19 protein-coding genes and 1 tRNA gene are annotated in these 17,767 nt (G+C 34.9%); 9 read left to right on the forward strand and 11 right to left on the reverse strand.

Going from position 1 to position 17,767, the window contains the following annotated elements; all coding sequences use genetic code 11:
* Positions 1-3 precede the first annotated feature (3 nt).
* Genes tsaD through CQ046_RS12885 form a run of 3 tightly spaced genes read left to right on the forward strand, consistent with a single transcriptional unit; the run spans position 4 to position 2,104 of the window.
* Positions 4-1,020 carry a tRNA (adenosine(37)-N6)-threonylcarbamoyltransferase complex transferase subunit TsaD gene (gene tsaD, locus CQ046_RS12875; RefSeq protein ID WP_105702627.1) on the forward strand — a complete coding sequence of 339 codons (1,017 nt, stop codon included), beginning with the start codon at positions 4-6 and terminating at the stop codon, positions 1,018-1,020.
* Entirely contained in the window at positions 1,017-1,412 is a 396-nt protein-coding gene (locus tag CQ046_RS12880; protein WP_105702628.1) for a hypothetical protein, read from the forward strand. The genes tsaD and CQ046_RS12880 overlap by 4 nt, the downstream gene beginning before the upstream one ends.
* Complete coding sequence (locus tag CQ046_RS12885) at positions 1,409-2,104, forward strand: RsmE family RNA methyltransferase (protein WP_105702629.1); 696 nt, start codon at positions 1,409-1,411, stop codon at positions 2,102-2,104. The genes CQ046_RS12880 and CQ046_RS12885 overlap by 4 nt, the downstream gene beginning before the upstream one ends.
* 50 nt (positions 2,105-2,154) lie before the next feature.
* Here the strand turns inward: CQ046_RS12885 and CQ046_RS12890 are convergent, their stop codons facing one another.
* Positions 2,155-2,835, reverse strand: a complete 681-nt coding sequence (locus CQ046_RS12890; protein ID WP_105702630.1) for a TrmH family RNA methyltransferase — start codon at positions 2,833-2,835, stop codon at positions 2,155-2,157.
* A gap of 161 nt (positions 2,836-2,996) precedes the next feature.
* Between CQ046_RS12890 and CQ046_RS12895 the strand changes: the two genes are divergently transcribed.
* Positions 2,997-4,013 (forward strand): asparaginase, encoded by a 1,017-nt coding sequence (locus CQ046_RS12895; protein ID WP_105702631.1) that lies wholly within the window; start codon positions 2,997-2,999, stop codon positions 4,011-4,013.
* A 55-nt stretch (positions 4,014-4,068) separates the two neighbouring features.
* Positions 4,069-4,155: transfer RNA gene (locus CQ046_RS12900), tRNA-Ser, on the forward strand.
* A gap of 124 nt (positions 4,156-4,279) precedes the next feature.
* On the opposite strand, the gene CQ046_RS12905 is transcribed toward CQ046_RS12900, so the two are convergent.
* The 3 genes from CQ046_RS12905 to CQ046_RS12915 all read right to left on the reverse strand — a co-directional run bounded on the left by CQ046_RS12905 (position 4,280) and on the right by CQ046_RS12915 (position 7,239).
* Positions 4,280-4,495 (reverse strand): hypothetical protein, encoded by a 216-nt coding sequence (locus CQ046_RS12905; protein ID WP_105702632.1) that lies wholly within the window; start codon positions 4,493-4,495, stop codon positions 4,280-4,282.
* A 238-nt stretch (positions 4,496-4,733) separates the two neighbouring features.
* Positions 4,734-4,982 carry a hypothetical protein gene (locus CQ046_RS12910; RefSeq protein WP_105702633.1) on the reverse strand — a complete coding sequence of 83 codons (249 nt, stop codon included), beginning with the start codon at positions 4,980-4,982 and terminating at the stop codon, positions 4,734-4,736.
* Complete coding sequence (locus tag CQ046_RS12915) at positions 4,972-7,239, reverse strand: hypothetical protein (RefSeq protein ID WP_105702634.1); 2,268 nt, start codon at positions 7,237-7,239, stop codon at positions 4,972-4,974. Before CQ046_RS12915 ends, CQ046_RS12910 begins: the two co-directional genes overlap by 11 nt.
* 253 nt (positions 7,240-7,492) lie before the next feature.
* Between CQ046_RS12915 and CQ046_RS12920 the strand changes: the two genes are divergently transcribed.
* Both CQ046_RS12920 and CQ046_RS12925 read left to right on the forward strand, forming a co-directional pair.
* Positions 7,493-7,909, forward strand: a complete 417-nt coding sequence (locus CQ046_RS12920) for a hypothetical protein (protein WP_047373642.1) — start codon at positions 7,493-7,495, stop codon at positions 7,907-7,909.
* Between the two features lie 399 nt (positions 7,910-8,308).
* Entirely contained in the window at positions 8,309-9,103 is a 795-nt protein-coding gene (locus CQ046_RS12925) for a DUF2490 domain-containing protein (protein ID WP_165790514.1), read from the forward strand.
* A gap of 122 nt (positions 9,104-9,225) precedes the next feature.
* Here the strand turns inward: CQ046_RS12925 and CQ046_RS12930 are convergent, their stop codons facing one another.
* The 4 genes from CQ046_RS12930 to CQ046_RS12950 all read right to left on the reverse strand — a co-directional run bounded on the left by CQ046_RS12930 (position 9,226) and on the right by CQ046_RS12950 (position 13,784).
* On the reverse strand, positions 9,226-9,921 hold the full coding sequence (locus CQ046_RS12930; RefSeq protein ID WP_105702636.1) for a hypothetical protein: 696 nt from the start codon (positions 9,919-9,921) through the stop codon (positions 9,226-9,228).
* Between the two features lie 356 nt (positions 9,922-10,277).
* The gene (locus CQ046_RS12935) at positions 10,278-11,810 is read right to left on the reverse strand and encodes a M20/M25/M40 family metallo-hydrolase (protein ID WP_105702637.1); all 1,533 of its coding nucleotides are present in this window, start codon (positions 11,808-11,810) and stop codon (positions 10,278-10,280) included.
* Between the two features lie 167 nt (positions 11,811-11,977).
* A complete protein-coding gene (locus tag CQ046_RS12945; protein WP_105702639.1) occupies positions 11,978-13,108 on the reverse strand; it encodes an alpha/beta hydrolase in 1,131 nt (376 codons plus the stop codon).
* A gap of 130 nt (positions 13,109-13,238) precedes the next feature.
* Positions 13,239-13,784, reverse strand: a complete 546-nt coding sequence (locus CQ046_RS12950; RefSeq protein ID WP_105702640.1) for a Crp/Fnr family transcriptional regulator — start codon at positions 13,782-13,784, stop codon at positions 13,239-13,241.
* A 132-nt stretch (positions 13,785-13,916) separates the two neighbouring features.
* Here CQ046_RS12950 and CQ046_RS12955 point away from each other — a divergent pair, with 132 nt between their 5' ends.
* The gene (locus CQ046_RS12955) at positions 13,917-14,504 is read left to right on the forward strand and encodes an FMN-dependent NADH-azoreductase (protein WP_105702656.1); all 588 of its coding nucleotides are present in this window, start codon (positions 13,917-13,919) and stop codon (positions 14,502-14,504) included.
* 265 nt (positions 14,505-14,769) lie between these two features.
* On the opposite strand, the gene map is transcribed toward CQ046_RS12955, so the two are convergent.
* Positions 14,770-15,534 carry a type I methionyl aminopeptidase gene (map, locus tag CQ046_RS12960; RefSeq protein ID WP_105702641.1) on the reverse strand — a complete coding sequence of 255 codons (765 nt, stop codon included), beginning with the start codon at positions 15,532-15,534 and terminating at the stop codon, positions 14,770-14,772.
* 550 nt (positions 15,535-16,084) lie between these two features.
* Here map and CQ046_RS12965 point away from each other — a divergent pair.
* The gene (locus CQ046_RS12965) at positions 16,085-16,492 is read left to right on the forward strand and encodes a helix-turn-helix domain-containing protein (RefSeq protein WP_105702642.1); all 408 of its coding nucleotides are present in this window, start codon (positions 16,085-16,087) and stop codon (positions 16,490-16,492) included.
* Positions 16,493-16,580: 88 nt separating this feature from the next.
* Here CQ046_RS12965 and CQ046_RS12970 read toward each other — a convergent pair whose 3' ends face one another.
* Positions 16,581-17,087: a hypothetical protein gene (locus CQ046_RS12970; RefSeq protein ID WP_105702643.1), complete on the reverse strand. Its 507-nt coding sequence runs from the start codon at positions 17,085-17,087 to the stop codon at positions 16,581-16,583.
* Positions 17,088-17,291: 204 nt separating this feature from the next.
* Positions 17,292-17,630, reverse strand: a complete 339-nt coding sequence (locus CQ046_RS12975; protein WP_105702644.1) for a hypothetical protein — start codon at positions 17,628-17,630, stop codon at positions 17,292-17,294.
* Between the last annotated feature and the right edge of the window lie 137 nt (positions 17,631-17,767).

Here is a 17,767-nt window from a genome sequence, read left to right on the forward strand (position 1 = left end):
ATTATGAGCGACTCTATAATTTTAGGTATTGAATCGTCCTGTGACGACACCTCAGCAGCTATCATCAAGGGAAATTCTATTCTTTCAAACATTGCCGCGAACCAGGCCATCCACAAAGAATATGGCGGCGTTGTCCCTGAATTGGCTTCACGAGCCCATCAGCAAAATATTATCCCCGTTGTTGAAAAATCTTTTTCTAAAGCAAATATACAACAAAATGCTATCTCTGCTATAGGATTTACTCGCGGACCGGGACTTTTAGGATCTCTTCTTGTAGGAACATCATTTGCTAAGTCTTTGGCTATGAGCCTGAATGTACCTTTGATTGAAGTAAATCACCTTCAAGCCCACATTCTGGCCCATTTCATCGAAGATGCAAATCCTGTGCCGCCTACCTTTCCTTTCTTGTGCCTTACCGTAAGTGGAGGACATACGATGATTGTACTGGTAAAAGACTATTTCGATATGGAAATCATCGGGAAAACTATTGATGATGCAGCAGGAGAAGCTTTTGATAAAATCGGAAAGATTTTTGACCTTGACTACCCTGCCGGACCAATCATTGACAGGCTTGCGAAGGAAGGAAATCCTGATGCTTTTAAATTCAACAAACCTAAGCTGGAAAATTATGATTATTCTTTCAGTGGTATTAAAACTTCCGTGTTGTATTTCATTCAGAAAGAAGTAAGAAAAAATCCGGATTTCATCAAAGAAAACCTTAATGACCTTTGCGCTTCTGTACAAAAATCCATTATTGAAATTCTGATGAATAAGCTTGAAAAGGCGGCCAAAGATCTCAATGTAAATCAGGTAGCCATTGCAGGTGGTGTTTCTGCCAATTCTGCACTTAGAAAAGCCATGGAAGATAATAAAGAAAGACTGGGTTGGGATATTTACATTCCAAAATTTGAATATACAACAGATAATGCAGCCATGATTGCCATGGTAGCGAAGCTGAAATTTGAGCGGGGAGAATTTACAGATTTGAGAACTTCCGCAACAGCAAAATATGATTTATGAAAATACTCTTAGAAGAAAAAATACTGGGAACCCATTCTAAAAAGAATTCTAAATATTATTGGGTATTAGAAACGATCACAGGAAGACACGAGGGATCAGAAACTTTTTCAGAGTTTAACGGCGGAAGTTCTGAGACAGGATATATTCAGGATATCAAAGATGAAGTTTTACAATTAATTAATTCTGAGCATGTTTTTAGTTTTCCTTACACTCCAAAAGAAGGAGATTTTTTATCGATCAAAAATAATTTAAGAAAACAGGAATATTTAAATCTGATTTTCATTAACAATAACTGGATAGAAGAAATATACATGTGTTCTTACAGAGAGTGTGATACAGACATCTATACAACCATCAAAACAGGAGTTGCATTTATAAGTCAGGATATATGAAATTATTTTACGGAGAAATAGCAGATCAAAAAGTGATCATCAACGATGAAGAGCAGCAACATATTGTAAAGGTTCTTCGTATGAAAGATGGTGAAGATATTCATGTAACAGATGGAAAAGGAAATCTGGCTTCCGGAAAACTGATTATAGAAGGTAAGAAAGCTGGTATTGAAGTTTCTGAGATCAAAGAAAACCTACCGGAATTCAATCCGAAACTTCATATTGCAATTGCTCCTACCAAAAATATAGACAGAATCGAATTCTTTGTAGAAAAGGCTGTGGAAATGGGTGTTTCTGAGATCAGTATTATTGTAACGGAGAAAACTGAGCGTAAAAATATCAATATTGATAAAATCAGAAAACAGGCTGTTGCCGCGTCTAAGCAAAGTCTTAGATTTCATTTCCCGGTCATTAACGATGCTGTAAAACTAACGGATTTCCTGAAAAACGTTGATCCGGAAAATACTTTTGTAGCGCACTGTCATGAAAATCTGGAAAGAATTGACCTTAAAAATATTCCTCAATTGGAACAGCTAACTTTTTTAATTGGTCCTGAAGGTGATTTCTCTGAAAAGGAAATTGCATTTCTGGCAGACAATAAAGTAAAAGCTGTTTCACTCGGAAATCAAAGACTCAGAACAGAAACTGCAGGCGTTTTTGTAGCCGCATGGAATTATTACAACATGATATAAAAAAACAAAAAGAGAAGACGTTGAATCTTCTCTTTTTTATTTCTCATTCATTATTTCCAATCAATATTATTTTCTCGCAGATATTTTTCAAAAATCTGCTGTCCGCTCCTGATTGAATTAACTGTCCAAAGGATTTTCATTCTTAAAAGCTTTTCTTCATTCAGTTTATAATCAATATCAGATTTTATCAGTTTTTGTTTCAGCTCATACATACAGATGGAAGCCGCTACAGAAACATTGAAGCTTCTCGTAAAACCATACATAGGAATCGCCAGTGTCTCATCGGCAAAATCTAAAATTTCCTGTGAAACACCCTCCATTTCAGTTCCAAAAACCAAAGCAATAGGTTCTGTAATTTCATATTCAGGCAGCATTTTAGCATTGTTCTCCAGTGAAACAACTACTATTTTGTATCCTCTGTCTTTAATGCTTTGAAAAGACTCCATATTTCTGGGAAGTTTCTCCACCTCAACCCATGTATCAGCTCCTTTTGTTACCCGAAGATTGGGTTCAAAACTATATTCTTCCTGCAAAGCCACTACTTTATGAAAACCGCAGGCTTCCACAGAACGTACAATTGCTGCTGCATTTCGAAACTGATAAACATCCTCTACAACAGGAAGTACAAAATCTGAACTTTCCTGGGAAAAATGTTCAATTTTCGTGAGTCTTTCTTCGGTTAAAAACTGTTTTAAATATTCGTAAGTTTGCGCTAAGTTTTTCATCCGCATTCAGTTATTTTTTCAATAGCCCTATGAAACGTCTGCAATTTCCATTTTATTTTCATAAAATTTCATGATAAGCGTTTCATTCATTTTCAAATCTTTGCAAATTAACGTAATTTTGACCTATGAACCCTAATCGGGCTCCAATTCTTAATTAAAAATTGTACATGAAGCGAAAAGTCCTGCTCATCTATACCGGTGGAACCATCGGAATGGAAAAAGATTATGAAACCGGAAGTCTCCGTGCCTTTGATTTTGGTAATATTTTTGAAAAAATGCCTGAAATGAAGCTCATGGAATGTGAGGTTTTTGTTCATCCTTTTGCCAAACCATTGGATTCTTCAGATATGGGTCCTGAAGAATGGAGAGTAATCGCCAATTATATTCAAAAAAATTATGATGATTATGATGGTTTTTTGATCCTTCACGGAACAGACACCATGTCTTATACGGCATCAGCATTAAGTTTTATGCTAAAAGGATTAAGAAAACCAGTGATCATGACAGGCTCTCAACTTCCTATTGGTGATCTGAGAACGGATGCGAAGGAAAATCTTCTGACCAGCCTTTATTATGCCAGTCTTTATGAAAATGATGAAGCAGTTATTCAGGAAGTCGCCGTTTATTTTGAGTACAAATTATTAAGAGGAAACAGAACATTGAAATATTCTGCGGAGTATTTTGACGCTTATTCAAGTCCGAACTACCCTATTTTAGGGCAATCCGGAGTTCATTTGAATATTATTAAAGACAACCTGTTCCGCTGCAATCCTGAAATAGAGTTTCATGTGGATGAACATATTTCCGAAGATATTTTATTCTGGAGAATTTTCCCGGGTATGCATCTGAGCCATTTCAAAGAAATCCCTAAAATGAAGGTTCTTATTCTTCAGGTTTTTGGTTCCGGAACCATTTTCAGCAGTGCAAAAACACAGGAAACGCTTCAGGAAATCAGAAATAACGGAACTGAAATTGTGGTGGTAAGCCAGTGTATTTCAGGAGGTATCTCATTCGGAAAGTATGAAAACAGTAATATTTTCTCCAGAATCGGCGCGATCAGTGGAAGAGACATGACTGCGGAAACTGCAATTACCAAAGCAATGCACCTTATTGATAATCCAAGCTACACCGGAAGCTTCGCTGATAATTTCACCAGAAGCCTTTGTGGAGAAATTACGGATTAAATTGTAAGAATAATTTGGATATTAAAGAAAATACACTATTTTTGCAATCTCAAAAAGAGAGGTGTCCGAGTGGTTGAAGGAGCTACCCTGGAAAGGTAGTATACGGGTAACTGTATCGAGGGTTCGAATCCCTTCCTCTCTGCAAGAAAACAGAAATCCTGTGCTGGTTTAGCACAGGATTTTTTTGTTTTCATAATACATTAAATAGGATATAACAATTATGATATAGCAAAGCTAGCATAGATTATTTTTAATTTTAAAATAATCTATTCAAAATCATAACTAATATTTAATGAGTCCAACATTTTTTTTGACTCCATAACTTTATTCTCATCAGCTATAATTTCTACAAAATCATTTTTTCTATATAATTCTAACTTTTCAGCAACATCTTCTAATGAAGATAAACACTGATTAGAATATAAGACCTTTAATGCCAACAAAATATCTTGACTATTTTCTTTAATTATTATTTTTTTCATTTTTACTTAGTCAACAGTAATATTAACATTGATTTTAGAATTAATTCATTAAATCCACTTCCTACAATATTTCAGAAGTGAATTCGATTTAAAGGTTTGTTCTTCTATTTTTTTCAAAGGATTGTGGATCTTCTATCATAATTATTTATTTTAAAATATCTTAACTAAAAGATATTCAGATAAAAACAAATAAATATAGAATCCACCTCATATTGAAATAAGAGGTGGATTCTATTAATTATTTCATTATAAAAATTTTATTTTTATAATTAGAAATGTCGGTAGAATTAATATTTACGATCAATGGATAAAAACTACTTACAGGAGGATTAACATGTCCTACAGAATGAACTGTAAATTCTAGATTATTGTCTGAATTTACAAATTTTTGTTCTTTAATGAGTTTCTCACCTTCGATAATTTCTACATCAAAAATAATTTTTGAAGGATTGTTTAATCTAAAAACATTTACAACTTTAATTTTCATATCCCAATATTTTAAGTTCTTCGTTAAAAAATTCTAGTCTTTCTTTTACCAACTTTACTTCTTCATCAGGTAATTTCCATTGAACTGCCTTTTCAATTAATTCCTCAGCAGCTTCTTTTTCCATAAGATTTTTTGCAATTTCATTACCAAACTTCTCAGCCCAGTTATCATATTTCCCTGTTCTATATTGTGTAGCATGAATTAACTCCTCATATACAGCCGAAGTTGTTGCACTTTTATTAAGGAGTATTAATTCTTCATTAAATGTTATAGCTTCTATAGCTACACCTTCAACTTTTTCTCTGGAGGCAATATATTCAAAAGATTCATCATTATGAAGTAAAGCTCCCCCTAACTCTTCAAACTCTTTTTGAAGTTTTTTGAGAAGCTTTAAATCAATCGGTTTACCCGTAATTGTTGAAAAAAGTTCTACTCTTTTTTTCTTTCTAACCTCTTTAAATTCTTTTTGTGTTATTTCAAACGCTTCATCAATCACTCTCTTGATCTCATTCCATCCCTTTTTAAAAAAATTCAGCAATTCCTGAAAACCTTTGATAACATCCTCTATAGATTTAACTATAAAGCTAGCAAAAGTTCTTACAGCTTTTGCTGCACCTTTAGCAATTCCCCAGCCTAATCTGAAAATTCCGAAAATAGCCTCTTCCAGTTTTTCTATAATTAACGGTACTGTTACTGTACCCCCTGTTAAAATAACTGTTAGAACGATTTCAATAATCAATGAAATAATAAAACCATAAGCATATCCTGTAAAATATGCACAGGCAACAGGATCAAATGTAAGATTTATTTCTTTGAGTTTAGTGTATATATATTTAGCTGTTTCGGAAAAACTAATATTCTTTATAGCCTCTATAGTTTCGTCATATTGTTCCAAAAGAGTTGGCAGATACTTTTCTATATTTTGTACAAAGTCTTTTCCTAATGTAATACCATCATAAAACATTTTTACGAGAGCAAATAAACCGGAAACGGCATCTATCAAACCGTTCCATATACCACAAAGTAATGCATTATAGGCTTGAGCACCATGCTTAAGAAATTCTATTTCAGAAATATCTTCAAGACCATTAATGACACCTAATGCTATATCATAGGAATCCAGATACTTTGCATATAAAAATTCTAAAATGCCTGTAGCTTTTGTATTGCTGGTAAAATCTTTTCTTACTAAGAGAACGTTTCTCAGAACAAAATTCTGCGCTTCCAACATGTCTTTTAGAATTTTTACAATCTGAGTAATATTTACCGTACCGTTTTCATCTTTTCCGGAGGATATAAGAGGTTCATAACGGTAGTTTTCATCCAGTTCTCCGTTTTCTTTTTTAGGAGGTTTAGGCTGCCATCTGTTTTCTTCCAATCGGTTTTTTTCTATCAATTGTATAGCTTTACCCAAGATAACACTCATTGCTGTTCTTGCTACATCATTGGTAAGCCATGACACACCGGGAATAAAAGACATTCCACTGGAGAATGCAGAAGCAAGCTGAAAAAAATCTTTTATAAGACCTATTCTTTTATCTTCAATATATCCTTTATGAAAAAGACTAGTAAGTTGCTCTTCTGTAATTCCGGGAACAGATTTTATTAAATATTCATATACATTTTTATTATCCTGAAGATCATACGATAAAAAATTATAGTTTTTATATTGTTTGTCTTTGTTTGTGAAAAATTGTAAAAGTTCTTCAGAAAAGCGTATTGCTCCATATGTTCCACTAGTGTCTCCTTTGTTGTCTTCTACAAACATTAAAACTTCCCTCCCTTTTGGTTTACAAACTTCAAAACATTCTTTAAGTTTAGTAGCCTCTGTAGAGGAAAAAAGGATCACTTTAAATGCAAAATGATCTACATCCTGCTTCTCATAATAATAAAAATCTTTTACATCTTTAATATATTGGGTAAGATCACTCCGAATATCCGAAACATAAGTAAATGTTCCTTTCTCCGGTGGATCGGCATCTACAAAATATTTCGATGCAATTTCATTTAAATTTTGATTATAGAATTTATAAGTTGCTAACGGACTCACATTACTCATTCCTCTTATAGTTTCTCCCATTGGATTAGGTAATGGCATACTACTTTGAGTATTGAGAAAATCCTGCAAGTTTCTGTTAGTTTGCTGCATCATGGAAGGGATATCCAAAAATGCTCCGTCTTTCCATTCTGCTAAAAGCTGCTTTTGCGAAGCATCATCAAAATCCTGTATTTCGTTTAAATAATTCTGAAGATCCATTTGTATTTCATTTTATATTATGTGATTTTTCTTGACACAAATATCTATCATGAGAGCGACAAAACTCGACGTATTAAATTAATAGTCATATTTCTAGCAAAAACAACTAATACAAATCAGGCTTCAGTTTTACCTTTCATCTTTTCCTAAGTATTTCTACTAACCCCTACAATTGGTTATTTATACTATACCATATAATCTCTGTTCTTCGTTACTTTGAAACACAACCTAACCATCTAAAATCCAAATCGATATGACATCAACAAGTGTAAATGCAAATTCTTCAGGTCAGTTAGTACTTGGAAACGGAGCACAATTCTGGGTGTATCTTTCCCCACAAAATGATACCTCAAAAATGATTTCTACATGGCGTGTAACTTTCTCACAGGGAAACTGGAGTGACTTTATCTCAAGTGAGAATCCGACTAAACAAATTCAGACTCCTAATCTTTCAGGGATCTTTGAAATTAAAGTAGAATTATTGAGTGGATCTACCGGTACCTGGCGTCAGATTCCGCCACAGCAGGGAAGTCATAATGAAATAGGCTGCAATTCCAACTGTGCTTCTATGGTAGGCATCGTTGCAGACAGCACAAATCCTCCTATTGGAGCCATCAATGCTCATTTTTGGACCACATGGGATGCTATGTGCGGAGTAAGACAGAACTAAATGTAAATAACAGTCCATACAACCAAATTGCCACAGTATTTTATATTGTGGCAATTTATTATTGCATCTATACGCCAGAAAATCAATCTGTTTTATAATTAACTTAAAAATACTTGTCCACATTTCCACAAGTTCTTAATAAGTTATCCATATTTTACTAACAATTATCATTTAGTCCAAAAAGCTTTATTCCTAAATCTATCCTAAGTCAGGTCTTTATTTTGTCTTGTTTTTAAACAGTATTAAAAGATTTTGAATAAACAATTTATGAACAAAGCCTATAATTTTACCATCAATAAATATTCTATCTGCGTTTCAACAATATTCATATTCATATTCATATTCATTTCATGGTTTCGCAGTCATTTAACATTAAAACAGTTATCCACACTATTGAGCATGAAGAAATTTTTTGCAGGTTTATTTTTATTGGGATGTATAGGAGCCACTATGCACGCACAGATCAGTCCGCCTGGCTTAGGAGACGCTAACAATGCATTTTGGGGGGCTTTTGGAATGAAGCAACAATTGGATTCCTTGGGAAAGAAACAAGCATTAAGCTACATCGCAATAGGGAGAAAAAGCAGCCCTGATAATCATAATCTATTTTCAAAACAGGCTATCATCGTCTTGAATCATGAAGTTTATCATTCATTTGCTCCACATCAGCAGTATAGTTATGCTTTGAGTTACCGCCGGCAGCCACAATATGAAAGTACGGCTCCTTATGATAAGGAAAATACAGAACAGGAATTCAGGATTTACGGAAGATATGCCTACACATTTGATTTTGGAAAAAATTGGAAACTGAAAAATACGGTACGACAGGAATTCAGGAAGTTTTTTGATGCAGACTTTCATAAGGTAGAAGAAGATTTCCAAATGAGAACCCGTATCAAAAGCCAGCTGACCTATAATTTATCTCCTAAAAATAATCAAAAGCTGGCGTTGAGTGCAGAAGCTTTGTTCTCTATAAATCACCTCAATGAACCGGATTCTAAATGGGATTCATTCGGGTATCGTGAAATGCGTATTGCGGCTTATTATATGTTCACTATTCCCAATTCTCCTTTTACTGTGGATATAGGCTATATGGATGACCTCATCAGAGGCAGCAGAAGTATTCATCATGGTGGTGTTCATTATCTGGCCGCTGATCTGGTGTGGAATATTCCTTATAGAAAAAACAGATAATACTCTTAAGTGAGTGTTCATAAGATTTTATATAAAATCCCGATCATTACTGACCGGGATTTTTGTTTGAAAAACATAAGTTTTCCGCAATATAATTAAGTATGAATGTTTGGTGTAAAATTTTAGTTGCACAACGTCAAAAACTGTCGGCTCAACTGCACATTGAATTTCGCTTCTGCCCTTGAGCGTGCATAAATAGTCTGTTTAAAAGCGTGTACCGTTTTCAGTTTCTGATCTATGAATTCAGCAATCTGAACAACAGAAAAAAGAAAATCTCTGTATATGGCCATATTGACTGTCTGACCATAATACGGAAGATAAGCTTTCAAAAAAGGAATTGCTTTCTGATGACGGTTGTAGCTGATACAATATCCTACTCCTTCCATGGATGTAATGATTGCATAGTTATTAATATAATCCTGGATATTTTTACTGCCATCCAGAGCATGAGCATTTTTGGAACAGAACTTATTGATCTTATCCAGAATGTACTGGGCATATTCCATCATGGAAATATTTTTAAATTCAAAAACCTGGTTCATTCCATTGGATGGAGAAGTTCCGTTTTCACAATCAATACAGAAAGAAATCCCGATTTTTTCATGGTAAGGAAAAAAGCAGTCTTTCACTTCGATGGAAGCATCCGGCTTTAGCATGTCGTCTGCAAAGTTATAATAGACATACGGACTGTAAAGTTCAGCAAGAGCTTTCAGATAATCTGTTTCGCTCGTATTATGATATTCTTCAAACCATTTTTCAAGGTTATCGTAATAATTACTTTCAAAGTCGTTAAAGTTTAAGTAAAATGGTAATTCCATAGCTCTGTAATTTTGATATGACAAAGCTATATGCGTAATGCGACAAAACTTGACGCAATATATTTTTTGTGAAAAAGATTTTTAGATGATTATTCCGTGAAAGATCAACTTTTGCTTCGCAAAGTCAATTGTGAAAGATTACTAACGCTAAAGTTCGCAAGGTTTATTATATGTAGATTTTATTTGTTCGCAAGGGCACTTTGTTCAGCTAGTACATCAATCCGTCTATTGCTGAGTGCAACGCCTTTGCGATCGTTTTTAAAAACATTAAAATATCTTAGCGGACTTTGTGTTAAAATCTATGTATGTGCAATAGAATTCACAAGCGCAGCGAATTGACTATTCACCATTGACGTTTATTTATCATAATTTTTCATCACATACTCAAAGTAGTGAATCATCTTCAGATAATTTTCAATGCTAAGGTATTCATTGGTACTGTGGATACTTTGCTGCTCGGCACTGTTGATCTTGATAGGCATAAATCTGTAGACGTTTTTGCTTACAATCTCATACTTACCGGCATCGGTTCCTGCCATCGTAAGGTATGGTGTAACAATAGCTCCGGGATGAATTTCTTTGACTCCGGCTTCTATCATTTTAAACGCTTTTGTATTGGTAGGCGAAATGGCAGAAGCTTCTCTGGTATTATCAATTTCTTCTACCTCAACGTCAAAACCTTCAGTCGCTTTGGCAATGTGATCTCTAACATCTTTCACCGAATTTCCGGGAAGCAATCTGAAATTAACCACAAATTCCACTTCAGGAGAAAGTACATTGGTTCCATCACTTCCTTTCATCATGGTGAGAGCGGTGGTAGTTCTTACCAAAGCATTGGTCGTATTATTTTTGGTAAGCTGTGAAATCAATACCGGTTTTAAAAGCCATTGATTCGCGAGTGCCATCCTTGTTGTAAAAGGCATTTCACCTCCAATATTATTAAAAAATTCTTTGATTAATGGCGTGATCACAGGTTTCATCTGATGATCTTCCAGACGCTGCATGATCACTGCAGCTTTCCCAATAGCACTTTCCATAGGTGGCATTGAGGAATGTCCGCCCAATCCTTTTACTTTTATTTTTGCGGAAAGAAAACCTTTTTCTGCACATCCTACAACGGCAACATCCGTATCTATCCCTGCCACGTTTCCTTTTCGCATAATTAATCCGCCTTCATCATAAACAGCATCGAACTTCAATCCTTTTTTCTTAAAATAATCAGCAATCTGAATTGCTCCTTTTTGTCCTCCTACTTCTTCATCGAATCCAAAAGCCAGATAAATATCACGTTGAGGAATCTGTTTGTTTTTAATCATAGAATTCATGGACTCCATTAAAGAGAAAAGCATTCCTTTCATGTCTATTGCTCCTCTTCCATAAATTCTCCCATTGGCAACCGCACCTGAAAAAGGGGCATATTCCCAGTCTTCCGCTACTTTTGAAACGGGTTCCAATGGTTTATCCTCCGGACGGAATACATTTTCTTCATTATTTTTGATATCAGCATCTCCGGGAGGTACCACATCCATATGAGAAAGGAATAAAATAGGTTCCAGAGCAGGATTGCTTCCTTTAAGCCTGAACACCAGCCCATATTGGTTTACTTCAATATTTTCTGTGTTCTGATAAACTAGTGGATAAGATGTTTTTAAATAGGTTTTGAACTGATCAAACGGTGCGTAGTTGAATTCACCCAAACTGCCTGTAGAAACGGTAGGAACTTTTATTCCTCCGGAAAATCTCATGACAGCAGAGTCATTTTTGACGGGTTTCCATCCTTCACCTGCTCCAATATTATTTTTCTTGAAAGGATAAGTGTAGGTTTTGATCAATACTACAGCAGCCAGAATAACAATGATTCCCAAAAGGATTAAAAGAAATTTTTTCATAGCAGATAAGTTTTGTGATGGGTTTGATCCTATAAATATAGCAAAGTATTTGATCTTTAACAATTTTAAATCCGGGCTGATTTCCATTTTACCTGCAATTATAAAGGCTGCTTCTGAAGAAACAGCCTTTATAATGTTAACACAAATTGCTGATATGAATTTATTTTTTACTTATTTTTCACCCGTAGTATCCAGTGAATAATATCACCCAAGACAAGCTCTGTATTTCCAATATTACAGTGATTTTCAGCAGAATCACTTTTCGTGTACATTTTATAGCTGAGTGATTTTACATGGAGTAAAGCATCGATTACCTTTTTGTACAGCTCTACAGGAATAAAATGATCTTCATTAGAGCCCAGCAGTAAAAAGTCCTGAGTAATCTGATGCCCTATACTCTGCATTTCAAATTTTCTGGTATTGTGAAGATAATCATACGGGGTATCTACATTCATACTGAACATTCCGTGTTGGATTGCCCATTTTATCAAAGGATCAACTTTCATTTTAGCCTGAATTAAAGTGTTTACCTGCTCTTTATCTTCAAGATCCATCAACAATCTTAGCTGTTCAGGCACTTTACTCAATACTACTTCATAAAAATCCGGCATAATTCCCCATGCTACTACTCTTTTTATACGGTTTTCAAATGCAGCAGCCCTTGGAGCCAGCATTCCACCTAAAGATAATCCGATAATGGTCACATCATCCAGCTGATACGCATCCAAAATAGCTTTTACAGGCTTTTCCCATTCATGGGTATAATAAATTCCATATTCTCTTAAAGCTCCTCCCTGACCAGGACCATCAAAAAGATAAACAGCAATTCCTTCTGATAAAAACCGCTGAACCAACGGAAGAAATTCTTCCATATAAGAATCATTTCCTCCATGAATAATAACGGTATCCTTCACTTCTGTTCCCGGCAAACCTACCCAAACAGGAAGTTTTCCATTATCATATTCTACCTCATCTCTTCTGATTTTTGTTTTAAAAATCTCCTTATATTCTTCGTAAAACAGGGATTTTGATTTGGTGTAAAGTTCTGATTTGTCTGCTGATCCATCCGCTTCAAAAAATTCTGCCATTCTGTAATATCCAATTGCTTTGGATCTCCGCTGAGTGGCTTCTGCTCTTACTGCAAGGGTTTTCATCTCCCTTACCCAGTCTTCCGTTGTACGGATTGCCGGAGCAATACTTCTAAGCTCTTCCAGATCTCCTCCTCCCCACATCAGGGTGCAGTTCAACTGAAAGTTAAAATTGGCTTCATCGTGTAATTGATATGTTCCTTTTTTCATTATGATTATTTTTTGGTGAAAAACAAGATGCCTGCACTTTTCATTCTATACAGACATGCCTTTATGACTTAACTTTCATCGAAATTAAGTTGATAGTTTAGCTTTTCTTTTAATCTGGATTAAAAAAGAATCATGAACGCTGTGCTCTTATTTTACTGAGCTGCTGCTGGGTCATTCCCAGATATCCTGCAATATATCCGAGATTAATTCTTTGAAGTAAATCTGCATGTGAAACTACAAAATCATGGTAACGCTGATCTGTAGATTTTATCTGACGGTCTATCAGCCTGCCTCCCATGGTGATTAAGCTTTCGGCAAAGAGATCTTCCATCAGCTGCTGTATTTCCGGATTTTTTGATTTTAATTCCAACAGCTTCTGATAAGGTAAACGAAATATTTCACTGTTATCTTCTATCACTTCAATTCCAAACTGTACCGGTTTCGCTGATAATATACTTGAAAAAAGACCAATAAAATGATCATCAGAACTAATCCAGTGGGTATGGTCCATAGCTTTATCATCGTAATAGAAAATACGGGCAACTCCTTTTCTGATATAAAATAAATCACGGTGAACCTGCTCAACATCTACTATTATTTCTTTTTTCCGATAGATGTTAGCTTCAAATACCTGAGTAATGGTTTCAATGGCTCTGGAATGTTTCTGGCTGATCATAACTGATTCTATTTACAACTGACAATGATCATTTAAAGGTACTCTTTATCATCAATATACTTTTGAACAATTATTCTTAATTTTTGTCCCCTCCCATAAGTTTTGATCGTCATGAAGAAAAAATTTTATATTATGAAGAATATTCTGCACATTACTTCCAGCGCAAGAGGAGAATTGTCTTATAGTAAAGGGCTGAGCTCAGCGATCGTTGAAAAAATCTCTCAGCAAAACACCATCAGCCAAATTAGGGTACGTAATCTGGTGAAAGATACACCGCCTCACTCAGATGAAGTGTCAATCCATGAGTTTTATAAACATCCGGAACTGTATGATGAACAAAGCAAAAAGCTTCTTTCGTATGCCGATACAATTGTGGATGAAGTACGTGAAGCCGACATTATTGTCATTGGAACCCCTATGTTTAATCTGGGGCTCTCCACTCCTTTGAAAGCATGGCTGGATCAGCTGATCCGGGCAGGAGTTACTTATGTTTTTGATGAACAATGGAATCGTGTGGGACAGTTTAAAGATAAAAAAGTATATCTCGCGATTGCTTCCGGTGGAAGAAGTATTAATGGGGCTAATGATTATATTTCGACTTATCTCAAAGATGTTTTCAGAAGTTATACGGGAATTACGGATATTGAAACATATCGTATTGAAGGGACGATGGAAAATGGTTTTATAGTAGATTATGAAAGTATTCTGAAAGAGTTTTGATCGTGAATAATATGGTTTTACGTGTTATTTTTAACGCAAATTTTTAATTGTGAATCTTGAATAGAAGGGAGCAAAGAGGAAATCAACAAGTTGATTGGATGAAGCTTTCTGATTTTAGTATATTATTATTTTGTTTTTAACGCAAGAGCGCAAAGGGTTTTTAATATTGCTTTGTTTTATAAGGCGCAAGAACATTTCGACTTCGCTCAATGTGAGATTTTCAGCAAGGAATGATGATAAAATTCTCGTGCCTTTGTGGTTTCTTTTAATTCAGGATTTCGTTCATTTCGGTTAAAATGATTGGCTTTCCGTCGGTAATTACAATGGTATGTTCGTGCTGAGCCATATAGCCGCCTTTATTTCCTACCATCGTCCAGCCGTCTTTTAATTCTACAGCAATATTGGAATCGGTAGAAATAAAAGTTTCAATGGCCACGACAGAGTTTTTCTTAAAACGTCTGGAATCATAACGGTTTCTGTAGTTCAGCAATTCATCAGGCTGCTCGTGTAAGCTTCTGCCTACTCCATGCCCGGCAAGATTTTTAATGACTTTAAGGCCTCTTTTCTTTGCTTCCGTTTCCATTAAATGCCCTATGTCGGCTATTCTCACACCACCTTTTATATTGTTGATCGCCTTTCTTAAAATATCTTTGGATGCCTCCACTAATTTCTGATGTCCATGGATATCTTTTCCAATGACAAAAGAACCTCCGTTATCTGCCCAATATCCATCCAGCTCTGCAGAAACATCAATATTGATCAGATCACCTTCTTTCAAAATCCTTTGATCAGTGGGAATACCATGACAGAATTCATTATCCACACTGATACACGTCCAGCCGGGAAATCCATACGTCAGATAAGGAGCAGATTTTGCCCCGAAACTTTCCAGTATTTGAGCACCATACTCATCAAGATCTTTTGTGGTCATGCCGGGTTCAGCGTAATCCATCATCTTCTTCAGGGTAAAGGCAACGGCTTCACTTACTTTTTGCATTCCGACCATCTGATCTTCGTTGGTGATTGACATAGTTTCTTTTTTGATTGTTATTGAGAATTACAAAGTTAGGAAATTAAAATTTGCTGATATGTACCGTTTTAGCACAAATCTATTTATTGAAAAATAGGGTTACTACCCCCTTCACCAACCCCCTCTACCCCCTTGGGTAAGGGGGTATACCCAGTTCCATAAGGGGCTATAGGTACTTCGTAAGAGCCTGATACCACTTTGATAAGGGGTTAGAGGGACTTATACAACTGGCTAGAGGCCGTTGGTTAAGGGGCTGAAGGCAGTTCTGAACCGGCGATAGACACTTGATGAAGTGGGTGGAGAGGCTTATCATAGTGGCTAGAGGGGCTTTTTTAGTGACTGGAGACGGTTTACGAAATGATTATAGCAAATTAATGAGCGGCTGCTGAGACTTATTGTAGTGACCGCACGTACCTCCAAAGCTGTTGAAAACAGTTTATAAAGTAGTTCCCGGCACTTTAATAAGTATAACAGAAATATTTTACCGGACATTTTTTAACCTTTACTTTAAAGAATGTATTATCTTTGAATCTTCACAAATTGATTAAGAATGGACTATAAAATACATCAGGGAAGAAATGTAAAACGTTTTAGAGAAATGCTGGGAATAAAGCAGGAAGCATTGGCTCTTGATTTAGGTGATGACTGGAACCAAAAGAAGATTTCTTTACTTGAACAAAAAGAAACCATTGAAAACCAACTGCTCGAAAAAATATCCGAAGTACTGAAAATTCCCGTAGAAGCTTTCCAAAATTTTGATGAGGAACAGGCTGTGAATATTATTTCTAATACCTTTGGAGAGCATGCTTTTAGTAACTCTTTTAACTATGGTACAATAAACTTTCATCCAATGGAAAAGTTAATTTCCCTTCACGAAGAAAAAATTGCGTTGTATGAACGTATGTTGAAAGAAAAGGATGAAATGATGAGCAGACTGGAAAAGTTGCTTGAAAAATAACAGATAAAAGATAAAAACCACTGCTGAAGCAGTGGTTTTGTTTTGTTTGTGGACACGAGCGAGACGCTCGCGCTAGCGGGGTTCTATTCTAACTAGTTTTTGTACTTTTCATCACTTCGGATAGGGTGTTCAAATAATCTGAAAATACTGTTACAGTAGTAATATCCTCATATTCAACATATGCTTGATCCATTAATTTACATTCAGTATCAAAAAAATCAATATCGATAGAGTCTTCATAAACATCTATAATTTTACCTATATAAACCACATCTTCTTCACTAAGTGATAGCTCACATAGTAAGTCTAAGGATTGTATAATTGTAAATAATTCTTCAAAATTACTAATTTTATTATCCTTAAATATTTTTTTTGGCAGTTCTTCAAAATACATTTGAAACTTTTCCACCATAACCTTATCCTTAAAGTTATTTGTTTCCACGGTTATATTTTCAATCTTTTCGGTATTGATGAATTTTATTCCGTCTAAGACGTAGTCCACAGGATTAAAAATTATACCTGTTATATTTTTTCCTTCTTTAAAACTATTACCGATAATATTTTCTTTTCGATTCTTTAAAAAATATTCTTCCATATTATTTTATTTATATCGCCTTCTGTTTCTATCTCCCTTTTCTCCCCCTTGATCTCTATTTTTTCTTGCCTGGCCATTTTGATGTTTTTGTTTAGTAGAACCTCTAGCTCCCCCGCTACCGCACGAATCCTTTCGTGTGGTTGAAAAACTATAGACCAATATATCTAATTGAATTCCTAAAAACTCCTAACTCTTTATATATTTTTATTTATAGGGTTTTCCGTCACAGTACCAATCATGTACAATGATAGTATCTTTCTTATGAATATAAAGAGGCAATTCTCCTTTTTTCTTTATTATTGTATCCCCAACTTCAACATCATTAGAATTATCAATCCAATTATTATGTACCATAATATTTGATTCATATTCTTTCACAGGAACTGTACCCTTTATTTTGATCCAAGTTTGATCAATATCTATTTCTTGAGCTACCAAATAGTATTCTTCAGAATAATACGCCTTTTTTACGTCATTACAATTAACTTCACCACATGAACACAATACATATGCAGTGAAAAATAAATATATGGTAGTTTTCATTGTTAATTAATTTGAGGGTTATATTGATTTTAGATAATAGTGTTAAGCTCTTATTATATTAAACCTGTTTAAACTTTTATTTTTCTTAGGAACAAAATAGAAAAAGCCAGATAATGTAGGCTGATCCATGTAATATT

The sequence above is a fragment of the Chryseobacterium sp. MYb7 genome (genome assembly GCF_002979455.1).
In the GTDB taxonomy this organism is placed as follows: domain Bacteria; phylum Bacteroidota; class Bacteroidia; order Flavobacteriales; family Weeksellaceae; genus Chryseobacterium.